Annotated in this window: 21 protein-coding genes and 3 tRNA genes; 18 read left to right on the top strand and 6 right to left on the bottom strand. The window is 65.9% G+C overall.

Features of this window, described 5'->3' with window-relative positions; translation table 11 throughout:
• Positions 1–142: 142 nt before the first annotated feature.
• Positions 143–1,984, top strand: a complete 1,842-nt coding sequence (locus EP28_RS10855) for a cation:proton antiporter domain-containing protein (protein ID WP_049984074.1) — start codon at positions 143–145, stop codon at positions 1,982–1,984.
• Between the two features lie 189 nt (positions 1,985–2,173).
• Complete coding sequence (locus tag EP28_RS10850; protein ID WP_049984051.1) at positions 2,174–2,602, top strand: universal stress protein; 429 nt, start codon at positions 2,174–2,176, stop codon at positions 2,600–2,602.
• Positions 2,603–2,999: 397 nt separating this feature from the next.
• On the opposite strand, the gene EP28_RS10845 is transcribed toward EP28_RS10850, so the two are convergent.
• Positions 3,000–3,072: transfer RNA gene (locus tag EP28_RS10845), tRNA-Arg, on the bottom strand.
• A gap of 305 nt (positions 3,073–3,377) precedes the next feature.
• Here EP28_RS10845 and EP28_RS10840 point away from each other — a divergent pair.
• The 3 genes from EP28_RS10840 (at position 3,378) to EP28_RS10830 (ending at position 6,385) form a co-directional block, all read left to right on the top strand.
• Positions 3,378–4,850 (top strand): single-stranded DNA binding protein, encoded by a 1,473-nt coding sequence (locus EP28_RS10840; RefSeq protein WP_049984050.1) that lies wholly within the window; start codon positions 3,378–3,380, stop codon positions 4,848–4,850.
• 98 nt (positions 4,851–4,948) lie between these two features.
• Positions 4,949–5,380 carry a histone gene (locus EP28_RS10835; protein ID WP_049984049.1) on the top strand — a complete coding sequence of 144 codons (432 nt, stop codon included), beginning with the start codon at positions 4,949–4,951 and terminating at the stop codon, positions 5,378–5,380.
• The gene (locus tag EP28_RS10830; RefSeq protein WP_049984048.1) at positions 5,381–6,385 is read left to right on the top strand and encodes a histone deacetylase family protein; all 1,005 of its coding nucleotides are present in this window, start codon (positions 5,381–5,383) and stop codon (positions 6,383–6,385) included. It abuts the gene before it with no gap.
• Positions 6,386–6,585: 200 nt separating this feature from the next.
• Here EP28_RS10830 and EP28_RS10825 read toward each other — a convergent pair.
• Both EP28_RS10825 and EP28_RS10820 read right to left on the bottom strand, forming a co-directional pair.
• Positions 6,586–6,658, bottom strand: a tRNA-Asp gene (locus EP28_RS10825).
• A 30-nt stretch (positions 6,659–6,688) separates the two neighbouring features.
• Positions 6,689–6,761 (bottom strand) — tRNA-Asp (locus EP28_RS10820).
• A 307-nt stretch (positions 6,762–7,068) separates the two neighbouring features.
• On the opposite strand from EP28_RS10820, the gene EP28_RS10815 reads away from it, so the two are divergent.
• From EP28_RS10815 to EP28_RS10780, 8 genes are all read left to right on the top strand, one after another.
• Positions 7,069–7,296 carry a DNA-directed RNA polymerase subunit H gene (locus EP28_RS10815; protein WP_049984047.1) on the top strand — a complete coding sequence of 76 codons (228 nt, stop codon included), beginning with the start codon at positions 7,069–7,071 and terminating at the stop codon, positions 7,294–7,296.
• Complete coding sequence (locus EP28_RS10810) at positions 7,293–8,858, top strand: DNA-directed RNA polymerase subunit B'' (RefSeq protein WP_049984046.1); 1,566 nt, start codon at positions 7,293–7,295, stop codon at positions 8,856–8,858. The genes EP28_RS10815 and EP28_RS10810 overlap by 4 nt, the downstream gene beginning before the upstream one ends.
• Position 8,859: 1 nt before the next feature.
• Entirely contained in the window at positions 8,860–10,689 is a 1,830-nt protein-coding gene (gene rpoB / locus EP28_RS10805) for a DNA-directed RNA polymerase subunit B (RefSeq protein ID WP_049984045.1), read from the top strand.
• A gap of 6 nt (positions 10,690–10,695) precedes the next feature.
• A complete protein-coding gene (locus tag EP28_RS10800) occupies positions 10,696–13,623 on the top strand; it encodes a DNA-directed RNA polymerase subunit A' (protein WP_049984044.1) in 2,928 nt (975 codons plus the stop codon).
• A complete protein-coding gene (gene rpoA2 / locus EP28_RS10795) occupies positions 13,616–14,830 on the top strand; it encodes a DNA-directed RNA polymerase subunit A'' (RefSeq protein WP_049984043.1) in 1,215 nt (404 codons plus the stop codon). The genes EP28_RS10800 and rpoA2 overlap by 8 nt, the downstream gene beginning before the upstream one ends.
• Positions 14,830–15,249: a NusA-like transcription termination signal-binding factor gene (locus tag EP28_RS10790; protein WP_049984042.1), complete on the top strand. Its 420-nt coding sequence runs from the start codon at positions 14,830–14,832 to the stop codon at positions 15,247–15,249. The genes rpoA2 and EP28_RS10790 overlap by 1 nt, the downstream gene beginning before the upstream one ends.
• 195 nt (positions 15,250–15,444) lie before the next feature.
• Complete coding sequence (locus EP28_RS10785) at positions 15,445–15,873, top strand: 30S ribosomal protein S12 (protein ID WP_004048726.1); 429 nt, start codon at positions 15,445–15,447, stop codon at positions 15,871–15,873.
• Positions 15,870–16,523: a 30S ribosomal protein S7 gene (locus tag EP28_RS10780; protein WP_049984041.1), complete on the top strand. Its 654-nt coding sequence runs from the start codon at positions 15,870–15,872 to the stop codon at positions 16,521–16,523. The genes EP28_RS10785 and EP28_RS10780 overlap by 4 nt, the downstream gene beginning before the upstream one ends.
• Before the next feature lie 171 nt (positions 16,524–16,694).
• Here the strand turns inward: EP28_RS10780 and EP28_RS10775 are convergent, their stop codons facing one another.
• Positions 16,695–18,680, bottom strand: a complete 1,986-nt coding sequence (locus EP28_RS10775) for an aconitate hydratase (protein ID WP_049984040.1) — start codon at positions 18,678–18,680, stop codon at positions 16,695–16,697.
• A gap of 265 nt (positions 18,681–18,945) precedes the next feature.
• On the opposite strand from EP28_RS10775, the gene EP28_RS10770 reads away from it, so the two are divergent.
• Positions 18,946–19,419, top strand: a complete 474-nt coding sequence (locus EP28_RS10770; RefSeq protein WP_049984039.1) for a deoxyuridine 5'-triphosphate nucleotidohydrolase — start codon at positions 18,946–18,948, stop codon at positions 19,417–19,419.
• 245 nt (positions 19,420–19,664) lie between these two features.
• Here EP28_RS10770 and EP28_RS10765 read toward each other — a convergent pair whose 3' ends face one another.
• Both EP28_RS10765 and EP28_RS10760 read right to left on the bottom strand, forming a co-directional pair.
• Positions 19,665–20,069, bottom strand: coding sequence for a CBS domain-containing protein (locus tag EP28_RS10765; protein WP_049984038.1), 405 nt, complete (start codon positions 20,067–20,069; stop codon positions 19,665–19,667).
• A gap of 112 nt (positions 20,070–20,181) precedes the next feature.
• On the bottom strand, positions 20,182–21,138 hold the full coding sequence (locus EP28_RS10760; RefSeq protein WP_049984037.1) for a DUF5787 family protein: 957 nt from the start codon (positions 21,136–21,138) through the stop codon (positions 20,182–20,184).
• Positions 21,139–21,276: 138 nt separating this feature from the next.
• Between EP28_RS10760 and EP28_RS10755 the strand changes: the two genes are divergently transcribed.
• From EP28_RS10755 to EP28_RS10740, 4 genes are all read left to right on the top strand, one after another.
• On the top strand, positions 21,277–21,660 hold the full coding sequence (locus tag EP28_RS10755) for a hypothetical protein (protein ID WP_049984036.1): 384 nt from the start codon (positions 21,277–21,279) through the stop codon (positions 21,658–21,660).
• 20 nt (positions 21,661–21,680) lie between these two features.
• Positions 21,681–22,331 carry an NUDIX hydrolase gene (locus EP28_RS10750; protein ID WP_049984073.1) on the top strand — a complete coding sequence of 217 codons (651 nt, stop codon included), beginning with the start codon at positions 21,681–21,683 and terminating at the stop codon, positions 22,329–22,331.
• 232 nt (positions 22,332–22,563) lie between these two features.
• Complete coding sequence (locus EP28_RS10745) at positions 22,564–23,490, top strand: replication factor A (protein WP_049984035.1); 927 nt, start codon at positions 22,564–22,566, stop codon at positions 23,488–23,490.
• Entirely contained in the window at positions 23,491–24,153 is a 663-nt protein-coding gene (locus EP28_RS10740) for an RPA family protein (RefSeq protein ID WP_049984034.1), read from the top strand. It abuts the gene before it with no gap.
• The last annotated feature ends 101 nt before the right edge of the window (positions 24,154–24,254 follow it).

The raw sequence follows: 24,254 nt of genomic DNA, 5'->3' as shown, positions 1-24,254 counted from the left end.
AACACCAACACCGGCGAGACGGTTCGGCCGGCGAGACGATATCCGACTAGCCCAACGATCGGGATCGTCTCGGAGGAGGAAGTACCCAACCAGTACACCTAACCGGGAAAGCGTATTCGACGTAGACGTGTCGAGCAGCCTACTGCCGGTTATCGCGACGATACTGGTCTCGGGGCTCGCGGTGCAACTGCTCGCGCACCGCCTGCGGGTTCCGAGTGTCATCTTCTATCTCGCCATCGGCGTGGTGTTGGGACCGGAGGTACTGGGGATCGTGACGCTCGAAACGTTCGGGAGCGGCTTGGAGATCATCGTCGGGCTCAGCGTCGCGGTCATCGTCTTCGAGGGCGCGTTCGCCCTCGAACTCGACCGGATCCGCCGCGCGTCGACGGTGTCGCTCCGGCTCGTGACGGTCAGCGCCCTCGTGATGTTCATCGGGACGGCGGTCGCGGTCCGGACCTTCGAGGGGGCGAGCTGGGAGATCGCACTGCTCATCGGCGCGTTGCTCGTGGCGACCGGGCCGACAGTCATCACGCCGATCCTCGACGTCGTCCGCGTCAGAGACCACGTCGCGACGGCGCTCGAAACGGAGGGAATAATCAACGACGTGACAGCCGCGATCGTCGCAGTGGTGATCTTCGAGACGCTGCTTCTCGACGACCTCGGAATCCAAGCGACGATCGGCGCGTTCCTCCAGCGGTTCGGCGTCGGCGTGGCGGCGGGCGTGCTGGCGACGGCGAGCATCTACCTGCTTTTGGAAAGCGATCTCGTTCCCGAACGGGACGTGCAGGCCTCGCAGTTCCTCGTGTTGGCGGCGGCGGTCGGCTCCTTCGCGGCCGCGGAAGTCGTCGCCGCCGAGGCCGGGATCGCGGCCGCGGCGACGAGCGGGATGCTGCTCGGGAACCTCGATATCGACAACCGCGAGGAGATAGAGCGGTTCGCACAGAACACGACGCTCATCGTGCTGTCGTTCGTCTTCATCTCGCTGGCCGCGCTTATCGACGTGGCCGCGATCCGCAGCCTCGGCCTCGGCGCGGTCGCGCTCGTGGCCGTCATCATGCTCGTTCTCCGTCCGCTGGGCGCGTTCATCGCGACCGCCGGCGTCGAGCGGTTCACGCGGGCCGAGCGGCTGTTCATCGCGAGCGTCGGGCCTCGGGGAATCATCCCGGCGAGCGTGGCCACACTGTTCGCGATCGAGTTGGAGTTGGCGGGGAACCTCGCGGCGGGACAGCTGCTCGTCGGGACGGTGTTCGCCGTCATCTTCGCGACGGTCGCGATCGAGGCCGGGCTCGCGCGACAGATCGGCGACACTCTCGGAGTGACACCAATGCGCACCATAATCGTCGGCGGCGGTCGGGTCGGCCGGGCGCTCGCCACACGACTGGAGAATCGCGGCGAGTACGTCGTCATCGTCGAACGCGACGGTGACGAACTCAAACGAACGCGGGCGGACGGGTTCACCGTGTACGAGGGCGACGGCAGCGACGCGGAGACGCTGCACGGCGCGCGCGTTGACGAGGCGAAGCGGTTCGTCGCGACGACGGCAGACGACGACATCAACCTGCTCGCGTGTCAGCTCGCGAAGACGAAGTTCGGCGTCGACGCGGTGTACGCCCGAGTGAACGACCCGACGAACGTCGACGCCTTCGAGAGCGTCGGCGTGACGCCGATCGACTCGGCGACAGCGACGGCGGTGGCGATCGACGACGAGATCGAGCGGCCGGCGCTGGCTCACTGGATGAACGAGCTCGGCGACGACCACGACGTACAGGAAGTCGCCGTGACCGCCGGGGGCATCGCCGGCAAGACGATCCGAGACCTCAACTCGGAGATCCCCGACGGGGCGTTCGTCGCCGTCGTCAGCCGAGACGGCGAAAACCACGTCCCGTCGGCCGACCGCGTGATCGAACGCGGCGACCACGTCACCTTTGTGGGCGACGCTGACGCAGTCAGGAAAGCAATGAACCGGTTCCACCCGCACGATTAGAGACGCGATCCGCGGTGCTCGCCGATTGGTCTGTCTAGCGCGGCATAGGATACGACACACGCACGTTCTCACCACGCGCTGTCAGGGGCCACATACAAGAGACGGAGCGTGTGTCGCATCCAAGCCACCAATTCCCGAATGCTGAGAAGTTAACCAATTTATATGATAGATTGGAGTCAATCGACGCACATGGTGGAACACATCCTAGTTCCGGTAGACGATTCGGATCCGGCGATCGACGCCCTTGACTTCGCAGTCGAGAACTATCCCGATGCCAGCATCACGGCGTTGCACGTCGTCGACCCTTCAGAATTTAGCGCCGCCATGGGCATCGAGGGGGCCGCCACGTACAGCGACGTGGTTGAGAGTCACGAGGACACTGCCGAAGAGTTGCTCGCCGAGATGAGCGAACGGGTCGCCAAACGCGGCGTGAGCATTGAGACGGAGTACGTCGTCGGAGATGTTGACCGCTCGATAGTGGAATACATCGACGACCACGATATTGACCACGTCGTCATTGGAAGCCACGGCCGGAGCGGAGCAACTCGCGTCCTGTTGGGAAGCGTCGCCGAGTCGGTCACTCGCCGTTCACAAGTGCCTGTGACGGTCATTCGGTGAGTGGCCCACCCCACTCTGCCTGATTTCTGAACGCCCTACGAGGAAGCATGTAGGACACACTGGTCCCTGAAAACAGCCTGACGTGCGCCCACACACACAGGCGTGGGGCACGTCAGACGTGAACGGCGAAGCAGGCGGTCCGCAGAGCGGAGCGTCTGCATGAAGTGAGCGTCTTGACGGAGATTTGAACTCGCAAAGACGATCCGGTCGCTCACTGCGTTCGCTCCTAGCTGCGACGTTTCTGCTCAAATCTCCGCGGAGTCCTGCGCGAGCGGTGCGAGGGCGACCGAAGGGAGCCCTCGAAGGTGAGCGGCGAAGCCGCGAACGAGCGAGCGCAGGGCACGTCAGGGCGTGAACGCAGCGGCTGTCGAACGAAGTGAGACAGCCGCAAAGTGAACGTCCTGACGGAGATTTGAACTCCGGTCCCTGGCTCCGCAAGCCAAGAGGATAGTCCACTACCCTACCAGGACTCAATACGACGTACCGCGGTGGAACTTAAGACGGTTACGGTCCGTGTGTCCTGTGGCGAACGGTCGCACGCGCCGTGGGTCGGCGCGCTGTCCGAGGCGGAGACCGGTGCGGCAGCCGGCAGGCACGAGTCGTCGAGCCGGACTGCACACCTTTTGTATCGGCGGGGACCACGAACGGATATGACGAAGGTTCGACCCGCGAGAACGCCGCCGCGGAGGCGACCGAGACCGGGGAGTGGTTCGGCCGCGAGACCCCGGCAAGGACAACGCTTATCGGCGGGCTCGACAACCGAGGAGGTACGCGTATGGGAGTGATAGAGGACGTCTACGAGGATCTCGACACCGACGTCGAGTTCGAGGAGTTCGAGGCGGCCGTCGAGGACAAAGTCGAGCAGATGGGCGGGCTCGCCGACGATGAGACCGCCGCGATGCTCATCGCCCACGAACTCCGCGACGAGGAGGCCGACACGATAGCCGACATCGAACCCGGCATGAACGACGTGAAATTCCTCGGGAAGGTGACATCTATCGGCGACGTCCGGACGTTCGACCGCGACGACGAAGAGGCCGATGAGGGGCGCGTCTGTAACATCGACGTGGCGGACGCGTCCGGGTCGGTCCGGGTCGCGCTCTGGGACGACATGGCGGCGGCGGCGCAGGACGAACTCGAAGTCGGGCAGGTCCTCCGCGTGATGGGCCGGCCGAAGGAGGGGTACAGCGGGCTCGAAGTGAGCGCGGACAAGGTCGAGCCCGACGAGGACGCCGAGGTCGACGTGCAGGTGCTCGACACCTACCACGTCGAGGACCTCTCGCTCGGAGCCTCCGACGTCGACCTCGTCGGGCAGGTGCTCGATACGGACGCGGTCCGGACGTTCGACCGCGACGACGGCAGCGAGGGGCGCGTCGCCAATCTCACCGTCGGCGACGAGACCGGCCGCGTGCGCGTCACCCTGTGGGACGGCAAAGCCGACCTCGCAGACGAGTTCGCGGCCGGCGAGGTCGTCGAGGTCGGCGACGGCTACGTCCGCGAGCGCGACGGGGACTTGGAGCTACACGTCGGCGACCGCGGCACCGTCGAGCGCGTCGACGAGGACGTGGAGTACGTCCCGGAGACGGTCGACATCGCCGACGTGGAGATCGGACAGACCGTCGACATCGGCGGCGGGGTCATCGAGACGGACCCGACGCGGACGTTCGACCGCGACGACGGCAGCGAGGGACAGGTCCGGAACGTCCGGATCAAAGACGAGACGGGCGAGATCCGCGTCGCGCTCTGGGGCGACAAGGCCGACCGCGACATCGATCTGGCCGACCGCGTCGTCTTCACCGACGTCGAGATCCAAGACGGGTGGCAAGACGATCTCGAAGCGTCGGCAAACTGGCGGTCAACGGTCGCCGTGCTCGACGGAGACGCGAGCGCGACGGCGGACGGTGTGTCGAGCGGGTCGGAAGCCGGCGGCGTCCGTTCGGGTGAAAACGAAACCGGTCTCGACGCGTTCGGCGGCGCTGCCGACGAGGGCGACGCCGGTGAGAACACAGGGAGCGTTACAGACGGTGCGGCCGTCAACGGCGGTGCGGCGGCGGCGACAGCAGAGCGCGGGGACGGCGACGAGGTCGAATTCACCGGGACGGTAGTCCAGACCGGGGATCCGGTCGTGGTAGACGACGGCCAACAGACCAAACGCATCGAGACGGATGCGAATCTCCGGCTCGGCGAGGAGATCACCGTCCGCGGCACGGAGCGAGACGGGACGATCCAAAGTGAGGACGTGTTCTGATCGGTCGGTGAGATGAGCCGATGGGAGCGGTTCAACGCCGACCGCGGGAGACACCGGTAACGGAAAGCGTTATACCGTCCACGGACGCGACTGTGTGTATGAGTGTCGAGTTGCCGTTCGCGCCGATCGACGGCATCATCCGGCGGAACGCGGGGGAACTCCGCGTCAGCGCGGATGCCGCCGAAGAGTTGGCCCGTCGGATCCAGTCACACGGCGCGGATCTGGCGATCGATGCGGCCGAGCGAGCAACCGAAGACGGACGAAAAACGCTGATGGCGTCGGACTTCGGGGTCGAACAGGTGATCGACCGCGAAGATCTCACGCTGCCGGTCGCGCCCATCGACCGAATCGCGCGGCTGCGGATCGAGGAGCGATATCGAGTCGGCGTCGACGCGCGGATCGCGTTGGCGGACATCCTGGAGGACTACGCTGACAACGTCGCGAGCGCGGCCGCCACGCTCGCGCGCCACGCCGACCGGCGAACTGTACAGGCCGAGGATATCGAGACGTACTTCGCACTGTTCGAGTAGATGCGGTTCGGCTACAGCGAGCGGTGTCTCGAACACGACACGGGTGAGAGACACCCCGAGAACCCGGACCGGCTCTGCGCTATCCGCCGCGGACTGACGAAGCGACACGGGGTCGAGTACGTCGACGCCGAGCCCGCCGTCCGCGAGGACGTGGTCGCCGTTCACGACGAGGAGTACGTCGACGATCTCGAGGCGTTCCTCGCGGACGGCGGAGGGAGCTGGGACCCCGACACCGTCGCGAGCGAGGGAACGTGGGACGCCGCGCTCACCGCGGCCGGACTGGCGCAGTGGGCGGCGCAGACGGCGCTCGACGGTGCGAGAGACCGAAACACGCCGTTCGCGATCGGCCGGCCGCCGGGACACCACGCGGTCACCGACGACGCGATGGGATTTTGCTTTTTCAACAACGCCGCCGTCGCGGCCCAGACCGTCCTCGATGAGGGCGTCGCGGACCGCGTCGCCATCTTCGACTGGGACGTTCACCACGGCAACGGCACACAGGACATCTTCTACGATCGGGGGGACGTCCTCTACGCGTCGATACACGAAGACGGGCTCTACCCGGACACGGGAGCGCTCGAAGAGACCGGCGAGGGAGAGGGTGACGCCACGACGGTGAACCTTCCGCTCGCCGCGGGTGCCGGCGACGCCGACTACTGTTACGCCATCGACGAAGCGATCGCGCCGGCGCTCGAACGGTTCGATCCGGATCTCGTGATCGTCTCGGCCGGATTCGACGCGCATCGCCACGACCCGATCTCGCGGATGCGCGTCTCCTCCGAGGGGTACGCGCTGATGACCGACCGCGTTCGGTCGATCACCGACGAGGTCGGGGCCGCCGACGCCTACGTGCTCGAAGGCGGGTACGGCCTCGACACGCTGGCAGAAGGGGTCTCGATGGTCCACGAGACGTACGACGGGCGGACTCCCGTCGGCGGCGACGACGAGCCCGACGAAAAGACGGAGTCGATCGTCGCGGAATCGCGGTCGCTTCTGGGCCTATAGGACGCGGTCGCCCAGATGAGACTCGCACCTCGCACTGCGAACGGCGGAAGCGCTCGAACAGGATGTGAACCCGGAGCAGATATGCTCACTCGGTGACCGCCGCGCGCGACTGAGCGGGTTCACATCCCTCTGAAACGATTCGTCGACGCCGAAATCGCTCGTCGCGTTGCTCCTCGCTCGTCGATTGGCGGCGACAGAAACGCCCGGAGCGGGATTTGAACCCGCGTCACGACCGTGACAGGGTCGTATGATGGGCCACTACACCATCCGGGCAAACAAGCGACAGCGCCCCGAAACGGGGGACGCCCGGAGCGGGATTTGAACCCGCGTCACGACCGTGACAGGGTCGTATGATGGGCCACTACACCATCCGGGCTTGTCGCACTCATTCGTACCCCTGTCTGGCAAATAAGACTTGTCATCGGCGGCGGGGATGGGGACGGATGACAGGGAGACCGGTGGGGCTGACACCGCGGCGCGGCAGCCGAGAGCCGACCGAGTCGGCGGGAGACGAGACGACCACCCCGGCGGTACCCTTTTGTGTGCGTCCCGCATGGGTTGGGGTATCGCACGCCCCGTCGTCGTGAGCCGCGCACGGCGGAGCCGGTTGGCAAGCCTTATGACGTTGGCGCATATACGAAACTGTAGTATCTCGTGATAGCTTCTCTCAATAACCACCACCCATGGTAGACGTAAGCCAACACGAACTCGTCCCGGACCACGTCCTTCTCGACGCAGACGAGATCGACGAGGTTCTGGCGGAGTACGATGTGAAGAGAACGGAACTCCCGAAAATCAAACGCACGGATCCCGCGCTTCCCGACGAGGCCGAGGTCGGCGACGTGGTGAAGATCACACGGAACTCCCGAACAACTGAGAAGGCCGTCGTATACCGATTAGTCGTCTCATGAACAGGCAAGACCGACGCGTGGTGTCACGCGAGTATTTCTCCGACGAACGGCTGGCCGAACACCACTTCCGATCGTTCAACAACTTCCTCGACCGCGGCATGCAGGAAGTCGTCGACGAGAAGGAGCGGATCGAGACCGACATCGGCGACAAGGAGGGCCAAGAGCCCGTGTACGTCGAACTCGGCGACGTTCGGATGGTCACCCCGCGCGTCCGCGAGGCCGACGGCTCCGAGGAGCTGTTGTACCCCCAAGAGGCGCGGCTGCGAAACATCACCTACTCCGCTCCCGTCTTCATGGAGATGTCCATCGTGCGCGGCGGCGAAGAGGAGCCGGAACAGGTCGTCGACACGACGGAGACCAAGGTCGGTCGGATGCCGATCATGGTCGGTTCCGAGAAGTGTAACATGGCGGGCTTCTCCGACGAGGAACTCATCGACATCGGCGAGGACCCCGTCGACCCCGGCGGTTACTTCATCGTCAACGGCTCCGAGCGCGTGCTGATGACCTCGGAGGACCTGGCACCGAACAAGATCCTCGCCGAGTACGACTCCAAGTACGGCGACGAGATCCAAGTCGCGAAGACGTTCTCCCAACGGCGCGGCTACCGCGCGCTCGTGCTCTGTGAGCGCAACCGCGAAGGGCTGCTCGAAGTGTCGTTCCCGTCCGTCTCCGGCTCGATCGACTTCGTCACGCTCGTCCGCGCGCTCGGGCTCGAGTCAGACGAAGAGATCGTCCACCGCGTCTCGGACGACCCGGAGATAGTGAAGTTCATGCTGGAGAATCTGGAGGAGGCCTCGGTCCAGACGACGGAGGAGGCCATCGAGACGCTCGGCGAGCGGGTCGCCAGCGGTCAGGGGAAAAACTACCAGCTCAAGCGGGCGAACTACGTCATCGACCGCTACCTCCTTCCGCACCTCCACGAGGAAGGCGTCGACGAGGAGGACGTGCGGATAAACAAGGCGTACTACCTCTGCCGGATGGCCGAGGCGTGTTTCGAACTCGCCTTGGAACGCAGAGAGGCCGACGACAAGGACCACTACTCGAACAAGCGGCTGAAGGTCTCCGGCGACCTGATGCGCGATCTGTTCCGGACCGCCCTGAACAAGCTGGCGCGCGACGTGAAGTACCAGCTCGAACGCGCGAACATGCGGAACCGGCAGCTCACGGTGAACACGGTCGTCCGCTCCGACGTGTTGACAGAGCGGCTCGAACACCCGATCGCGACGGGGAACTGGGTCGGCGGCCGGTCCGGCGTCTCTCAGCTCGTCGACCGGACTGACTACATGGGAGTGCTCTCGCACCTGCGCCGTCTGCGGTCGCCGCTGTCGCGGTCGCAGCCGCACTTCGAGGCGCGGGACCTTCACGCGACCCAGTGGGGTCGCATCTGTCCCTCCGAAACGCCGGAGGGACCGAACTGCGGGCTCGTGAAGAACTTCGCGCAGGCGATGGAACTCTCACAGACCGTCGAGGACGAACAGGGGCTGAAACGAGAACTGGCGTCGATGGGTGTCGAGGGGATCCCCGGCATCGAGGGCGTCGAACGACAGACGGCGGACGACTAACATGGCTCAGGCAGAACGCGAAGCGAAGGTGTACGTTAACGGGAGTCTCGTGGGTACGCACGCGGACCCGGAGGCTCTCGCCGAACAGATCCGCGAGGCGCGCCGACGCGGCGACGTCTCGGAGATGGTGAACGTCTCGGTCAAAGACCGAACACAGGAGGTGATCGTCAACGCGGACGCGGGACGCGCACGACGCCCGCTGATCGTCGTCGAGAACGGCGAACCGCTCTTGGGCGACGAGGAGATCGAGGCGCTGGAACGCGGCGACGTCGAGTTCGAAGACCTCGTCGACCGCGGCTACGTCGAGTTCATCGACGCCGAAGAGGAGGAGGACATCCTCGTCGCGGTCGACGAGGAGGACGTGACCGACGACCACACCCACCTCGAGATCGACCCGCAGCTCGTCTTCGGTATCGGCGCGGGAATGATCCCGTACCCGGAACACAACGCGAGCCCCCGCATCACCATGGGAGCGGGGATGATGAAGCAGTCGCTCGGGCTTCCCTCGGCCAACTACCGGATCCGGCCAGACACCCGTCAGCACCTGCTGCACTACCCCCAGCTCGCGATGGTGAAGACGCAGACGTCCGACCAGATCAGCTTCGACAAGCGTCCGGCGGCACAGAACTTCGTCGTCGCCGTGATGAGCTACGAGGGATTCAACATCGAGGACGCGCTGGTGATGAATCAGGGCTCCGTGGACCGCGCGCTGATGCGGTCGCACTTCTTCCGGACGTACGAGGGCGAAGAGCGGCGGTACCCCGGCGGCCAGGAAGACCGCTTCGAGATTCCCGATCAGGACGTCCGCGGGGCACGCGGTGAGGACGCGTACACGCACCTCGACGAAGACGGCCTCGTCAACCCGGAGACGAAGGTTGACGAGTCGTCCGTGCTCTTGGGCAAGACGAGCCCGCCGCGCTTCCTCGAAGAGCCCGACGACATGGGCGGTCTCTCGCCACAGAAGCGGCGGGAGACGAGCGTGACGATGCGGTCTGGCGAAGACGGCGTCGTCGACACGGTAACGCTGATGGAGGGCGAAGACGGGTCGAAACTCTCGAAGGTGAAAGTACGCGACCAGCGCGTCCCCGAACTGGGCGACAAGTTCGCGTCCCGTCACGGCCAGAAGGGCGTCGTGGGCCACCTCGCACCGCAGGAGGATATGCCCTTCACCGAAGAGGGCGTCGTCCCCGACCTCGTGATGAATCCGCACGCGCTGCCGTCGCGGATGACGGTCGGCCACGTACTGGAGATGCTCGGCGGCAAGGTCGGTTCGCTGCGCGGCTCGCGCGTCGACGGAACGCCGTTCCAGGGCGAAGACGAGGAGGAACTTCGCGGCGGACTCGAAGAGCACGGATTCAAGTCCTCCGGCAAAGAGGTCATGTACTCCGGTGTCACCGGCGAGAAGATCGAGGCGGAGATCTTCGTCGGGACGATCTTCTATCACAAGCTGTACCACATGGTGTCGAACAAGCTCCACGCCCGCTCGCGCGGGCCGGTGCAGGTGCTCACGCGCCAGCCGACCGAGGGGCGTGCCCGCGAGGGCGGCCTGCGCGTCGGGGAGATGGAGCGCGACACGATCATCGGCCACGGCGCGTCGATGGTTCTCAACGAGCGGCTGCTCGAATCGTCTGACGCGGAGACCGTACACGTCTCGGCCGAAACCGGCCTCGTCGCGGTCGAGGACAGAGAGCAACGCCGCGTGTACGACCCCGTCACCGGCGACGAGGACGACATCCACGAACTTGAGGTCAGCTACGCGTTCAAGCTGCTGCTCGACGAGATGATCGCCCTCGGCATCCGACCGAAACTCGAACTGGAGGACGCGATTTAAATGTCAATGCAAACACCGAAAGTGCTCGGCGGCATCGACTTCGGCCTCATGGACCCGGAGACGTACCGGGACATGTCTGCGACGAAGGTGATTACGGCCGACACGTACGACGACGACGGCTATCCGATCGACATGGGGCTCATGGACCCGCGGCTCGGCGTCATCGACCCCGGCTTGGAGTGTCGGACCTGCGGCTCGCACTCCGGTTCCTGTAACGGCCACTTCGGCCACATCGAACTGGCGGCCCCCGTGATCCACGTCGGGTTCACGAAGCTCATCCGGCGGCTGCTCCGCTCGACGTGCCGCGAGTGCGGACGGCTCGCCCTAGACGAGGCGCAGCGCGACGAGTTCCGCGACCGCTACGAGCGGGCACAGGAACTCGGCGACGACGAACACGACGTGTTGAAGGCCGCGGTCCGGCAGGCGCGGAAGGCGAGCACCTGTCCGTTCTGCGGCGAGCCGCAGGCGGACATCAAACACGAGAAGCCGACCACGTACTACGAGGTCCAGGACGTGCTCTCGGGCGAGTACTCGGAGCGCATCGCAGCCGCGATGCAGCCCGACGAGGAGGAGGACGATCCCGGCACCTCACCGCAGGAACTCGCCGAGAAGACGGACATCGCCGTCGACCGGATCAACGAGATCATGGCCGGTGAGTTCCGTCCCCGCAAGGAGGACCGACGCGCCATCGAGAAGGCGCTCGACATCGACCTCACCGAAGAGGACATGAACAAGCTGATGCCCTCGGACATCCGCGACTGGTTCGAGGACATCCCGGACGAGGATCTGGAGGTGCTCGGCATCGACTCCGAGCACTCCCGGCCGGAGTGGATGATCCTGACGGTGCTTCCCGTCCCGCCGGTGACGACGCGTCCATCCATCACGCTCGACAACGGGCAGCGCTCCGAGGACGACCTCACCCACAAGCTCGTCGACATCATCCGGATCAACCAGCGGTTCATGGAGAATCGCGAGGCTGGAGCCCCACAGCTCATCATCGAGGACCTCTGGGAACTCCTCCAGTACCACGTGACCACCTTCGTCGACAACGAGATCAGCGGGACGCCGCCGGCGCGTCACCGCTCCGGCCGCCCCCTGAAAACCCTCAGCCAGCGGCTGAAGGGGAAGGAGGGCCGCTTCCGCGGCTCGCTGTCCGGGAAGCGCGTCAACTTCTCCGCCCGAACCGTCATCTCGCCGGATCCGACGCTCTCGCTCAACGAGGTGGGGGTTCCGGACCGGGTTGCAAAGGAGATGACCCAGACGCTCAACGTCACCGAGCGTAACGTCGATGAAGCGCGTCAGTACGTCCGGAACGGACCGGAAGCACACCCCGGCGCGAACTACGTGCGCCGCCCCGACGGGCGGCGGCTGAAGGTGACCGAGAAGAACTGCGAGGAGCTCGCAGAGAAGGTCGAGGCCGAGTGGGAGGTGAACCGCCACCTCGTCGACGGCGACATCGTGATCTTCAACCGGCAGCCCTCGCTGCACCGGATGTCGATCATGGCCCACGAGGTCGTGGTGATGCCGTACAAGACGTTCCGGCTCAACACCGTCGTCTGTCCGCCGTACAACGCCGACTTCGACGGCGACGAGATGAACATGCACGCCCTCCAGAACGAGGAGGCCCGCGCCGAGGCGCGCGTGTTGATGCGCGTGCAAGAACAGATCCTCTCGCCGCGGTTCGGCGGGAACATCATCGGTGCGATCCAAGACCACATCTCCGGGACGTACCTGCTCACCCACACGAACCCAGAGTTCACGGAGACGCAGGCGCTCGACCTGCTCCGGGCCACGCGCGTCGACGAACTGCCAGACGCCGACGGCGTCGACGACGACGGCAACGAGTTCTGGACGGGCCGAACGCTGTTCTCGGAGCTGCTTCCGGAAGACCTGTCGCTTCACTTTACGTCGTCGACCGGCGACGAGGTCGTCATCGAGAGCGGCCAGCTGGTCGAGGGAACGATAGACGAGGACGCGGTGGGCGCGTTCGGCGGCGAGGTCGTCGACACGCTCACAAAGGAGTACGGCGAGACGCGCTCGCGCGTGTTCATCAACGAGATCGCCTCGCTCGCGATGCGCGCGATCATGCACTTCGGCTTCTCGATCGGGATCGACGACGAGTCGATCCCGCCGGAGGCCGAAGAGCAAGTCGACGACGCGATCGGGAGCGCGTACGACCGCGTTCAGGAACTGATCGCGACGTACGAGGCCGGCGAACTGGAGTCGCTGCCCGGTCGCGGCGTCGACGAGACGCTGGAGATGAAGATCATGCAGACGCTCGGGAAGGCCCGCGACTCGGCCGGCGAGATCGCAGACCAGCACTTCGGCGACGACAACCCGGCGGTCGTGATGGCCCGCTCCGGTGCGCGTGGGTCGATGCTGAACCTCACGCAGATGGCCGGTTCCGTCGGCCAGCAGGCGGTTCGCGGCGAGCGAATCAATCGAGGCTACGAGGACCGGACGCTCTCACACTACAAAGAGAACGACCTCTCCGCGGAGGCGCACGGCTTCGTGGAGAACTCCTATCGAGGCGGTCTCACGCCGGAGGAGTTCTTCTTCCACGCGATGGGGGGACGCGAGGGGCTCGTCGACACGGCGGTCCGGACCTCGAAGTCCGGCTACCTGCAGCGGCGGCTCATCAACGCGCTTTCGGAACTCGAAGCGCAGTACGACGGAACGGTTCGGGACACCTCGGGCCGGATCGTCCAGTTCGAGTTCGGCGAGGACGGCACCTCTCCGGTGAAAGTCTCCTCCGGCGAGGGCGACGGTATCGACGTCGACGAGATCGTCGACCGCGTCGTCGACGCGGAGTTCGACTCCAACGACGAGAAGGACCGATTCCTCGGCGAGCGCGCGCCGCCGACGAACCTCTCGGAGCACGCCGGCCCCGGCCTGAACAAGGCCGCGGGCACGGGGGTGGAGTCCGATGACTGAGTACGACCACGTCACCGACGACATTGAGGCGGTCGTGGAGGCGACCGAGCTTCCGCCGCGCCTCAAAAGTGAGGTGTACGAGGCGATAGACCGGAAGGCGGCCGAAAACGGCGAGGTCACCATCGAACAGGCCACCGACATCGCGACTGGGGTCGAGAACCGCTATCTCGACACGCGGGTCGACCCCCTCGACCCCGTCGGGACCGTCTCGGCGCAGTCGATCGGTGAGCCCGGAACGCAGATGACGATGAACACGTTCCACTACGCCGGCGTCGCGGAGATCGACGTCACGCAGGGGCTCCCCCGGCTCATCGAGTTGGTGGACGCCCGGAAGACGCCGGACACGCCGATGATGACGGTCCACCTCGAAGGCGAGTACGCGACGGACCGACAGAAGGCCCACGAGGTCGTCTGGTCGATCGAGGCCACCAGGATCCTCGCGCTCGGCGACGTGTCGACGAACGTCGCGGACATGCTCGTGCGGATCGACCTCAACGACGACACCCTCTTGGAGCGGTGGCCGACGCACTCGGACCCGTCCGAAGTCGCGGAGATCATCGCAGAGACGATCGAGGACTCGCTCGGCGTCGACACCCGACAGTCGGGAACGGTGATCGAGTTCGGCCCGAACGAGCCGAGCTACCGCGAGCTGCTCCAGCTCGTCGAGCGGCTCCGCGACATCGTCTTCAAGGGTATCGAAGAGATCGAGCGCGTCGTCATCCGCAAAGAGGAGATCGACGGCCGAGAGGAGTTCGTCCTCTACACCGAGGGCTCGGCGTTCGGCGACACGCTCTCCATCGAGGGCGTCGACGCGTCACGAACCACGTGTAACAACATCCACGAGGTGTACCGCAACCTCGGCGTGGAGGCGGCCCGCGAGACGATCATCGACGAGACGAAGAACACGCTCGAAGAGCAGGGGCTCGACGACGTGAACGTTCGACACCTCATGCTCGTCGCCGACATCATGACGAACAACGGCGAGATCGAGTCCATCGGTCGCCACGGCATCTCCGGGTCGAAAGACTCGGTACTCGCGCGCGCGGCGTTCGAGGTGACGGTTAACCACCTGCTCGACGCCGCGGTCCACGGCGAGTACGACGAGCTCGACGGGGTCATAGAGAACGTCATCGCCGGCAAGCCGATCTCGCTTGGCACCGGCGACGTCGACCTCCGGATGGGTTCGCGGGTCGTCGGCGACGACTGATGCGCGTCGAACTCTCCGACGAGGCGCGGCGCTACATCGGTCGGTTCGACGAACTGACCGGGGTCGCACCGACCGACTGCCTCGTGGAGAGCGACCGGCTCGTGTTCCTCGTTCCGGCCGGCGAGATGGCCTCGGCGATCGGACAGGCGGGAGAGACGGTCGAGGAAGCCGAGCGACGGCTTGATGCGTCGATCGAGTTGGTCGAAGACGCCGACACGCCGGAGGCGTTCGTCGCGAACGCGCTCGCACCGGCGGCGGTGAACGCGGTGACGATCTCCGAACAGAACGATCGGGTCGCGTACGTCGAGGTGCAAGACGCCGACCGCGGCGTGGCCATCGGCGCGGACGGGACGAACATCGAAACGGCGCGCCGGCTGGCGGACCGTCACCACGACATCGACGACATCCAGTTGACCTGACCGTCAACCCGGCTGTCAGGGAGGCGGAAACGACGCGTTCTCGCCGCCGCTTATCCGCTCAGCGATTCTGTGCGACCGTCCTTCTGTCACGAAACAGCCTCAGATCCGGCGAGAGGTACCGTTCGAGCGATCTGCGGGCGTTTCTCCGAGTCGAAAGACGACGCTTAAGTACCTTCGTTTGGAAGTGGATGTACGATGGCGAACGGCAAGTACGCGGCCCGTAAGCTCAAGCAGGACCGGCAGAAACGCCGCTGGTCCGACTCCGAGTACGCTCGGCGCGAGCGCGGGCTCAAAAAGAAGTCCGACCCCCTCGAAGGTGCCCCGCAGGCGCGCGGGATCGTACTGGAGAAGGTCGGCATCGAGGCAAAGCAGCCGAACTCGGCGATCCGAAAGTGCGTCCGCGTCCAGCTCATCAAGAACGGGAAGCAGGTCACCGCGTTCTGTCCCGGTGACGGCGCTATCTCGTTCATCGACGAGCACGACGAGGTCACGATCGCCGGGATCGGTGGGGCCAAGGGTCGCGCGATGGGCGACCTCTCCGGTGTCAACTACAAGGTCGAAAAGGTCAACGGCGTCTCCATGATCGAACTGGTACGCGGTAACGCGGAGAAGCCCGTCCGATGAGCGGAGAGGAGTCCGAGGCGGCGTCCGCAGAGGACGTCGCCGCCGACGAGCCGGACCCGGACGCGCCCGCGTCGAGCGAGGCCGCAAACGAGAACGCGAAGCTGTTCGGCGTGTGGGACGTCACCGAGATCGCCTACGACGACCCCTCGACGAAGCGCTACATGACCGTGACGCCCATCGCGCACACGATGGGTCGCCACGCGTCCAAGCAGTTCAAGAAGTCCGAGATCTCCTTAGTCGAGCGGCTGATCAACCGCCTGATGCAGACCGAAGAGAACACGGGCAAGAAACAGCAGGCGACGCGGATCGTCCGTGACGCCTTCGACGTCGTCCACGAGCGCACCGAAGAGAATCCGGTCCAGATCCTCGTCAGCGCCGTGGAGAACGCCGCGCCTCGCGAGGAGACCGTCCGCCTGAAGTACGGCGGCATCTCCGTCCCGAAAGCGGTCGACGTCGCACCGCAGCGCCGCGTCGATCAGGCGCTGCTTTTCATCTCCGACGGCGTCGCCAGCGCGACGTACAAATCGAGCACGTCCGCCGCCGACGCGCTCGCGAACGAACTGGTCGCTGCCGCCGACTACGACCCCGAGCGCTCCTACTCCATCTCACAGAAGGAGGAGCGCGAGCGCGTCGCCGCCGCCGCCCGCTGAGGTCGGCTCCGGCGCTGTACCGGCGACAGCCGTGTTTTGTTTTTGCAGACCCGCTTCGTGAGCGACGGCGCTTCGAACACGGCGATGGCAGGGCGCTCCCATTGCGACGGAGAGCGGCGGTGCTCTGCGTGCGAGAGAATAGAGAGAAGTCCGCAGATCCGCGCCGCGTGCTTAGTCGTCGGCCGGGGCAGCGCCGGACCCGTCGTCGGCGTGCTGCTGTTTGACCCACGAGAGCTTGCCGCCGGCGGCGAGGATCTCGCGCTCGCGTTCGGAGGCGTCGAGTTCGGCGGTGAACTCCCAGTCGTCGTTCACGCGCGCGGTGAACTCCGTTTGGCCGGAGTTGACGCCGGCGGGCACGTCGTCGACGATCTCGATGTCGTCTCCCTGGTCGATCTGTTCGTACGTCTCCGCGTCGATCGCGAGCGGGACGATACCGAAGTTGAACAGGTTCGCCTTGTGGATGCGGGCGAAGCTCTGTGCGAAGACCGCTTCGATACCGAGGAACATCGGACAGAGGGCGGCGTGTTCACGCGAAGAGCCCTGCCCGTAGTTCTCGCCGGCCACGAGGACGCCGCCGTCGGCGTCGAGCGCGCGCTGCGCGAACGTATCGTCGACGCGCGAGAGCGTGAACTCGGAGAGCTTCTCGATGTTCGAGCGGAACTTCAGGATGTCCGCGGTCGCCGGGATGATGTGGTCGGTGGTGATGTTGTCCTCCATCTTGAGGAGGGCCTCGCCGCCGTCCACGTCGATCCCGTCTTTCAGCGGCACGTCGCCGATGTTCGGGCCCTTGACGAGACCGTCGTCGATCGCCTCGTCGGGCGAGATGATGTCGGAGTCGTCCTGGCCCATGCCGGGACCGTACTTCGTCCCCATCTCCAGACCGGGCGCTTCGAGGTCGCCGAGGTCATCGGCCAGGTCACGCGGGTCGACGATCTCGCCCGTGATGGCCGCCGCGGTGGCGACTTCGGGCGAACAGAGGAAGACGGAGTCGTCTTCGATTCCCGAGCGACCCTCGAAGTTGCGGTTGAAGGTGCGCAGCGAGACGGAGTCGGAGGCGGGCACGTGACCGATACCGATACACGCACCGCAGGTCGCCTCGGAGAAGTTGACGCCGGCCGCCATCATCTCCGCGGTCCAGCCCTCGCGGGCCAGCATCTCGGAGGCCTGCTTGGAGCCGGGCGCGACGATCATCTCGGTCTGTTTGGCGACCTCGCGGCCCTCCAGCATCTTCGCGCTGGGGAGGATGTCCTCGTAGGCACCGTTGGTACAGGAACCGACGATGACCTGCTCGACGTCGGTGCCCTCGTACTCGCTGACGGGGGCGACGTTGTCAGGCATCGACGGGGCGGCCACGAGCGGTTCGAGCTCGTTTAAGTCGACCTCGATCGTCTCCGCGTACTCCGCGTCGTCGTCGGGCGAGAGCTCGACGAACTCGTCTTCGCGGTCCTGGCGCGCCAGCCAGTCTTTCGTCTTCTCGTCGGTACCGAAGATCGAGGAGGTGGCACCGAGCTCCGTCCCGAGGTTCGTGATCGTCGTCCGCTCGGGGATGGTGAGGTTCTCGGCACCGGGGCCGGTGTACTCGAAGATCTTGCCGACGCCGCCTTTGACGGTCAGCTCGCCGAGCAGGTGGAGCGCGACGTCCTTGGCGGTCGCCCACTCGGGAAGCTCGCCTTCGAGGTGAACGTTGACGACCTCGGGCATCTCGACATAGTACGGGCCGCCGCCCATCGCGACGGCGATGTCGAGGCCGCCCGCGCCGATCGCGAGCTGGCCGAGCCCGCCCGGCGTCGGGGTGTGCGAGTCGGAACCGAGGAGCGTCTTGCCGGGGGCGGCGAAGTTCTCCTTGTGGACCTGGTGACAGATACCGTTGCCGGGCCGAGAGAAGTATGCGCCGTAGGTGCCGGCCGCAGAGCGGAGGAAGCGGTGGTCGTCGGTGTTCTTGAAGTCGAACTGGTACGTCTGGTGGTCACAGTACTGCGCGGCCAGCTCCGTCTGGACCTCGTCCATCTCCAGCGCCTCGAACTGGAGCCACACCATCGTACCCGTGGTGTCTTGGGTCAGCACTTGGTCGATGTCGATGCCGATCTCCTCGCCGGGCGTCAGTTCGCCCTCGACGAGATGCTCATCGAGGATCTTCTCGGTAATCGTTTGTCCCATATCATCCGGAGTTGGCTTTCCCGTGGATATAAAACCCGCGAGTTTTCCGGGAGATCGACCGTGTTAGATCGACCGGTCCAGCAATTTTCGACCCGAAATTCGTATGGTATCACACACCGTGAGAGGAATAGTCGTAACGAGTGTTTAAGGCCGATAAAGGCTAATATCGGCGTCTCAGCCGTCAGCTGGGCGGCGGTGATCGGTCCCGCGTTCGACGGGTCGAGGGGTCGACACGGTTTAGTCTCGCCCGCGGATTCGGGCGGGTATGTTCGACTCAGGCGCGGCGGTGGCGGCGGCGCTCGAAGCGGGCGACGCCGACCTCGACGACACACAGCGGCAGCCGAACGGCGTCGACCTCACGCTCGGTGCGGTCTTCGAACAGACCGAAGCGGGACTCGTCGGCCGCGACGGGAAGCGCGTCGGCGAACGCGAAGAGCTGAGCGACGACGACGGAGTCTATCGGCTGGACGCGGGGACGTACGTGGTACGGTACGGCGAGCCGGTGCGAATACCCGAGGAGCGGATCGGGTTCGTGCTCCCGCGGTCGACGCTGCTTCGGAACTCGTGTACGCTCGACACTGCGGTGTGGGACGCAGGCTACGAGGGAATCGGCGAGGGACGCCTCGACGTGGGACACCCGATAGCTATCGAACCGGGGGCGCGGATCGCGCAGTTGGTGTTGGCCGAGGCAGCCCACGAGGAGACGTACGGGGGCGCGTACCAAGGAGAGAACCTCTGAAGAGACGATATCCGGTGGATCGAGAAACGGCGAACGACGGCCGCATCGCTCGGCGGTCGAAAGGAACGAACGGCGCGGCCGTGCCGGAAAAAGTGGCACGGCCGCGTCGTTCAGTAGGTCCCCGCTGACGCTTCGGCCCTCCAAGCGAAGCGTCATTTGACGAAAGCGGGTGAGTGTACTTAAATATGCCGGGGGCGGCAGTCTTAGCGTCAGAGATATCGGCAATATAGACGGGAGTTCGGGGACTATGGCGACGGGGCCTCCGGAGAAGAGACGTACGCGGCGAAATCAGAGGTAGTAATGATGCCGATCGGGGTACCACCGTCGACGACGGGTACGTGGTGGATGCCGTGTTCGATCATCGTCGCCGCGACGGCCGCGACGGAGTCCTGTGCACCCGTCGTAATCGGGTCGGGTGTCATGTACCGTTCGACCGTCGTCTCGGCTTTCGGCTGGCTCTTGGCCACGATGTCGACGAAGTCGGTCGTCGTGAGGATACCCACGAGCGTCCCGTCGTCGACGACGAGCGCCGAACTGACGTCGTTATCGAGCAACACGGCCGCGGCGTCTTCGACGAGTGTGTCGGGAGTCACGGTGTGGAGGTCGCTCGTCATCAATCGTGCGACGAACACGTCATCGATGTCGTCCATATCAGAGAGTCCCGCCGTCGACGTATAAGCGTTCTCACGTTACACCGTACCGCGGTACTCGTTCGGCCAGTGCGGTGGTCGGGAACGCGGTTCCAGAGAGCGACGCGGACCGCTACCGGAACCGCGAGAGGCTCGCCTGTCGGCGTGGTCCCGGTCCGTCGGGCTCTGCGACCCACGCGGTTCGGCTGTCGCGCAGCCGATCGCGATCGAGCGCCGGCGGGTCGGCCGGCTCGAACGCGGCGCAGGCCGTACCGCAGTCGCGGCCCGGGTCGACGACGCGGTCGAAGTGGCCGCAGTGGGGGCGACCGTCGTCGGTCGTCTGCGCGTGCACGCACCGTGGCGGGTTCGGCCGCCACCCCTTCCCGTAGGCGCGCTCGGCGATCCGGCGTCGCTTGCGGGCCTTCTCGGTCGGACCGACGAGCGCGACGTCCGTCCGGAGCGCGCGCTCGTCACGGATCTCGACGCCCGACGCACCGGGATTGAGACGGGTCGGTTCGCGGATCACCTCGCGGTCGCCATCCTCGGGATCGAACCGCCAGACGCCGACGGCCTCCGGGATTCGATTGAGGTGGGCACCCGTGACGTACGAGCCTGTCGCGAGCACGACCTCGTCGAATAAGCCGAGCGCGACGTCGTAGCGCAGTTGCGCGGTCAGATCGCCGGGCGTCGACAGGTCGGGCTTGTTCTCGATCGCCGTCAGCGAGCCGATCCAGTCGTCGGGATAGCGGGCGGTCGCGCGGACGACCGGCCGGCCGTCGCGCCGCTCGCGTTCGAGGTAGCCGACCTCGACCGCGCGGTCGACTATCGCGGCGGCTCGGTCGGCCGGGAGGTCGAACGCCGCCGAGACGGGGACCGCCTCTCCCGGCCCGACGGCCGCCTCGATCGCGGGATCGGGAACGCGGTCAGCGGTGATCGACGCGCGGCGGTCGAATCCGGGACCGGGCGTGAGCACGCAGACGTCGACGATCCGACCGCCGGGGTTCGTGACGCCGGCACCGAGCTGTCTCGCGACGACCGAGTCGGGCGATTCGAGCGCGGCACAAAGCGCCAGCTCGAACCGGTATTCCATGTCCACGGGGAGGAGGGCCGGCGGCTAAAACGCATCGGGGACGGGGGCGAATCGTGACGAGACGGCGGCGAAGCAGATGTTCCGCGGCGGTGCCGCCGACGGCGAAACCGGTATTCCTCGGGGGTGCCAACGGTGGGTATGCGCCGGGTCACCCGGAACCTCGTCGTCGCCGTCGCGTTGGTCGTCGTCGCGCTGCTCGCGCTGGGCGCGCTCCCGAGCTACCTCGGCACCGGCGACCCCTACTACCTCACTGCCGAGCCGATAGAAACCGACGAGCCGGCGATCGACGTGACAAACGTCTCCGAGCGCCGGTATCCGTACCTCGTCGGCGCGCTCACGAGCGATGACCGTCGGTCTACGGGGTACCAGACGGATCCGTACGGGATCAAAGAGCCGTTCACGCACAGCCCCTTCGACGAGATGGGATCGCTCGTCCAGCAGCGGCCGGAAGCCGCGACGACGGAGACGGCGCGGGTCCGGTACGAGGGCGAGACCTACCGCGTGGAGGTGGTCCGAGCGTGACCGACGGCGATGACGGAGCGATCGGAGGCGGGAACAGCAACGACGGCGGCGGCGATTCGGTCGCACGCGACCGCCGCGAGCCCGCTTCCGACCTCCGTGACCTCCCGGCGTTCGCGGACGGCCGCACGCACTCGCTGCCCGGCGCGCCGGAGTGGCCGGTGAGAGAGGTCGTCGTCGAGTACGACGAAGGGTGGTTCGTCGGCGGCTACGACCGCGTCGAGCAGCCTGACGGATCGGAGAAAAAGTACTACTGGGCGGAGCTGTCGCCCGCGACCGTCGTGATCGCGATCGCCGATGGCGACGTGCTGTTCGTCGATCAGTACCGCCCGACGGTGCGAAACACCCAGTCGGAGCTGCCGGCGGGGATCGTCGAGCCCGGTGAGACGTACACCGAGGCTGGAGCGCGCGAACTCGCCGAGGAGACGGGGTTCGCACCCGACTCGACCACACTCGTACAGGAGGTGTGGTGTTCGACGGGCGTGCTCCGCCACACGCGCGGCTACGTGGTCGCCGAGGGGCTCGAACCGGTCGACGTCGAGGCCGACAGCAACGAGTTTCTCGAACCGCGAGCGGTGCCGATCGACGAGGCGCTGTCGCTCGCGCGTTCGCCCCCGACGAACGACGCGACGCTCGAAGGACTGCTCTTGGCCGAGCGCGACGGGTACCTGTGATCGTCTCGCGTGGTACGGTTCCACTTGAAACGGAGCCCGCGTCTGGCTGACGGGCGTCTGACGCGGGCGCGGGGAACGGCGAGGAGGCTTCGAGGCGGATCGCGAAACAGCCGTGATACGCCGGAAACGCGCCGTTCTGTTCACTTTCACCGCGGTGGCGGTCGTTTTAATACGAAGAGGACCCAACCGCCGTACGCCTCCCAGTGAAACCAGACCGGAGGCGGAGACACCCATGAGCGAACTGCGACAGGAAGCGGAAGCGATAGCGGAACAGTTCTCGGACCACCTCGACGTGGCACCCGCCGACGTCGAAGAACGGCTAGAGACGCTCGTCGACGAGTACCGCGTGCCGCTCGACGAGGCGAGCCGGAGCGTCACCAACAGCTACCTCGAAGACGCCGGGATGGAGCGCGACGAACTCGGCCGCGGCGGCAGCGAGTCGGTCCTCGTCAACGAGATCGACGCGGACGAACAGTGGGTCGACGTACGCGTGAAACTGGTCGACCTCTGGGAACCCCGCAGCGACTCGATCTCGCAGGTCGGGCTCCTCGGCGACGAGTCGGGCACGATCAAGTTCGTCGCCTTCGAGACCTCCGAGCTCCCCGAACTCGACGAGGGCGCGTGCTACGAGCTCTCGAACGTCGTCACCGACGAGTACGAGGGGAGCTACTCGGTGAAGCTCAACCGGACGACCCAGATCACCGAGATCGACGAGGCGATCGAGGTCGGCGACAACGCCGAGACCGTCGAAGGGGCGCTGGTCGACATCCAGTCCGGTTCCGGGCTGATCAAGCGCTGTCCCGAGGACGACTGCACCCGCGTCCTCCAGAACGGGCGGTGTTCCGAACACGGCCAGGTCGACGGGGAGTTCGACCTCCGGATCAAGGGCGTGTTAGACGACGGCGAAACAGTCACCGAGGTCATCTTCGACCGCGAGGCGACTGAGGACCTCACCGGCATGACCCTCGAAGCGGCCAAGGACATGGCGATGGACGCGCTCGACACCACGGTCGTCGCGGAGGAGATGGCCGACGACGTGCTCGGTCGGTACTACCGCGTCACCGGCCCCACGTTCCGCCGGTACGTTTTGGTCGACGAGATGGAAGAGCCCGGAAGCGTGGATACGGAGAGCGCGCTGATCGAAGCGAGGTCGATTTAAATGAGCCAATCAGCCCCCACCCGAGAGGTCGCCCGCCGCGTGTTCGCGACCGAGTTCAACGACGCCGGCTTCACGTTCACCGAGTCCGACGACGAGCGCGCGCCCGTGTACGCGCTGTTACCGACGGGCGAGTCGGCGAACCGCGTGTTCTTCGTCGGTACGCTGACCGAGAAGGAGGACGTCGGCGAGGACTCGGAGTACTGGCGCGGCCGCATCGTCGACCCGACGGGCACGTTCTTCGTGTACGCCGGCCAGTATCAGCCGGAGGCCGCCTCGAAGCTCCGTGAACTCGACGCCCCCGCCTACGTCGCAGTCGTGGGGAAGCCCCGGACGTACGAGACCGACGACGGCACCGTCCGGGTGTCGGTCCGCCCCGAGTCGATCACCGAAGTGGACGCCGCGACCCGCGATCGGTGGGTCGTAGAGACCGCGAACCGGACCATAGAGCGCGTCGCCGCCTTCGACGACGACGGGAACGAGTACGCGCGGATGGCTCGCGAAGAGTACGACGTCGACCCCGAGACGTACAAGGCCGCGGCGCTGTCTGCGCTCGAAGACTTAGACGAGAGCACCGGCGACGAGCTGGCCGGCGACAGTTCCGCGGCCGGCGACGGAACTGACGGTTCCGCGGCCGACGAGCCGACAGAGACGCCGGATCTGTAGCGCGGAATCGTCGCGTCGATCGGTCTGTGACCGGCGGCCGATCGAGCGCGGCTGCGGAGAGATCGGGAGTTAGACCGCTCTCCGGTCGGTTCCGACACGGA

This window comes from Halorubrum sp. BV1, from assembly GCF_000746205.1.
In the GTDB taxonomy this organism is placed as follows: domain Archaea; phylum Halobacteriota; class Halobacteria; order Halobacteriales; family Haloferacaceae; genus Halorubrum.
The sequence above is the reverse complement of the archived record's forward strand: the minus strand, read 5'-3'. Positions and strand labels throughout refer to the sequence as shown.

Excerpts from the sequence above, each read along its gene's own strand:
- EP28_RS10740 (WP_049984034.1), top strand. The coding sequence starts at position 23,491 with ATGAGCCAATCAGCCCCCACCCGAGAGGTCGCCCGCCGCGTGTTCGCG.
- EP28_RS10850 (WP_049984051.1), top strand. The coding sequence starts at position 2,174 with ATGGTGGAACACATCCTAGTTCCGGTAGACGATTCGGATCCGGCGATC.
- EP28_RS10760 (WP_049984037.1), bottom strand. The coding sequence starts at position 21,138 with ATGGAATACCGGTTCGAGCTGGCGCTTTGTGCCGCGCTCGAATCGCCC.
- EP28_RS10745 (WP_049984035.1), top strand. The coding sequence starts at position 22,564 with ATGAGCGAACTGCGACAGGAAGCGGAAGCGATAGCGGAACAGTTCTCG.
- EP28_RS10770 (WP_049984039.1), top strand. The coding sequence starts at position 18,946 with ATGTTCGACTCAGGCGCGGCGGTGGCGGCGGCGCTCGAAGCGGGCGAC.
- EP28_RS10800 (WP_049984044.1), top strand. The coding sequence starts at position 10,696 with ATGCAAACACCGAAAGTGCTCGGCGGCATCGACTTCGGCCTCATGGAC.
- EP28_RS10755 (WP_049984036.1), top strand. The coding sequence starts at position 21,277 with ATGCGCCGGGTCACCCGGAACCTCGTCGTCGCCGTCGCGTTGGTCGTC.
- EP28_RS10765 (WP_049984038.1), bottom strand. The coding sequence starts at position 20,069 with ATGGACGACATCGATGACGTGTTCGTCGCACGATTGATGACGAGCGAC.
- EP28_RS10790 (WP_049984042.1), top strand. The coding sequence starts at position 14,830 with ATGCGCGTCGAACTCTCCGACGAGGCGCGGCGCTACATCGGTCGGTTC.
- rpoB (WP_049984045.1), top strand. The coding sequence starts at position 8,860 with ATGGCTCAGGCAGAACGCGAAGCGAAGGTGTACGTTAACGGGAGTCTC.
- EP28_RS10830 (WP_049984048.1), top strand. The coding sequence starts at position 5,381 with ATGCGGTTCGGCTACAGCGAGCGGTGTCTCGAACACGACACGGGTGAG.
- EP28_RS10835 (WP_049984049.1), top strand. The coding sequence starts at position 4,949 with ATGAGTGTCGAGTTGCCGTTCGCGCCGATCGACGGCATCATCCGGCGG.
- EP28_RS10815 (WP_049984047.1), top strand. The coding sequence starts at position 7,069 with ATGGTAGACGTAAGCCAACACGAACTCGTCCCGGACCACGTCCTTCTC.
- EP28_RS10810 (WP_049984046.1), top strand. The coding sequence starts at position 7,293 with ATGAACAGGCAAGACCGACGCGTGGTGTCACGCGAGTATTTCTCCGAC.
- EP28_RS10840 (WP_049984050.1), top strand. The coding sequence starts at position 3,378 with ATGGGAGTGATAGAGGACGTCTACGAGGATCTCGACACCGACGTCGAG.
- EP28_RS10785 (WP_004048726.1), top strand. The coding sequence starts at position 15,445 with ATGGCGAACGGCAAGTACGCGGCCCGTAAGCTCAAGCAGGACCGGCAG.
- rpoA2 (WP_049984043.1), top strand. The coding sequence starts at position 13,616 with ATGACTGAGTACGACCACGTCACCGACGACATTGAGGCGGTCGTGGAG.
- EP28_RS10780 (WP_049984041.1), top strand. The coding sequence starts at position 15,870 with ATGAGCGGAGAGGAGTCCGAGGCGGCGTCCGCAGAGGACGTCGCCGCC.
- EP28_RS10775 (WP_049984040.1), bottom strand. The coding sequence starts at position 18,680 with ATGGGACAAACGATTACCGAGAAGATCCTCGATGAGCATCTCGTCGAG.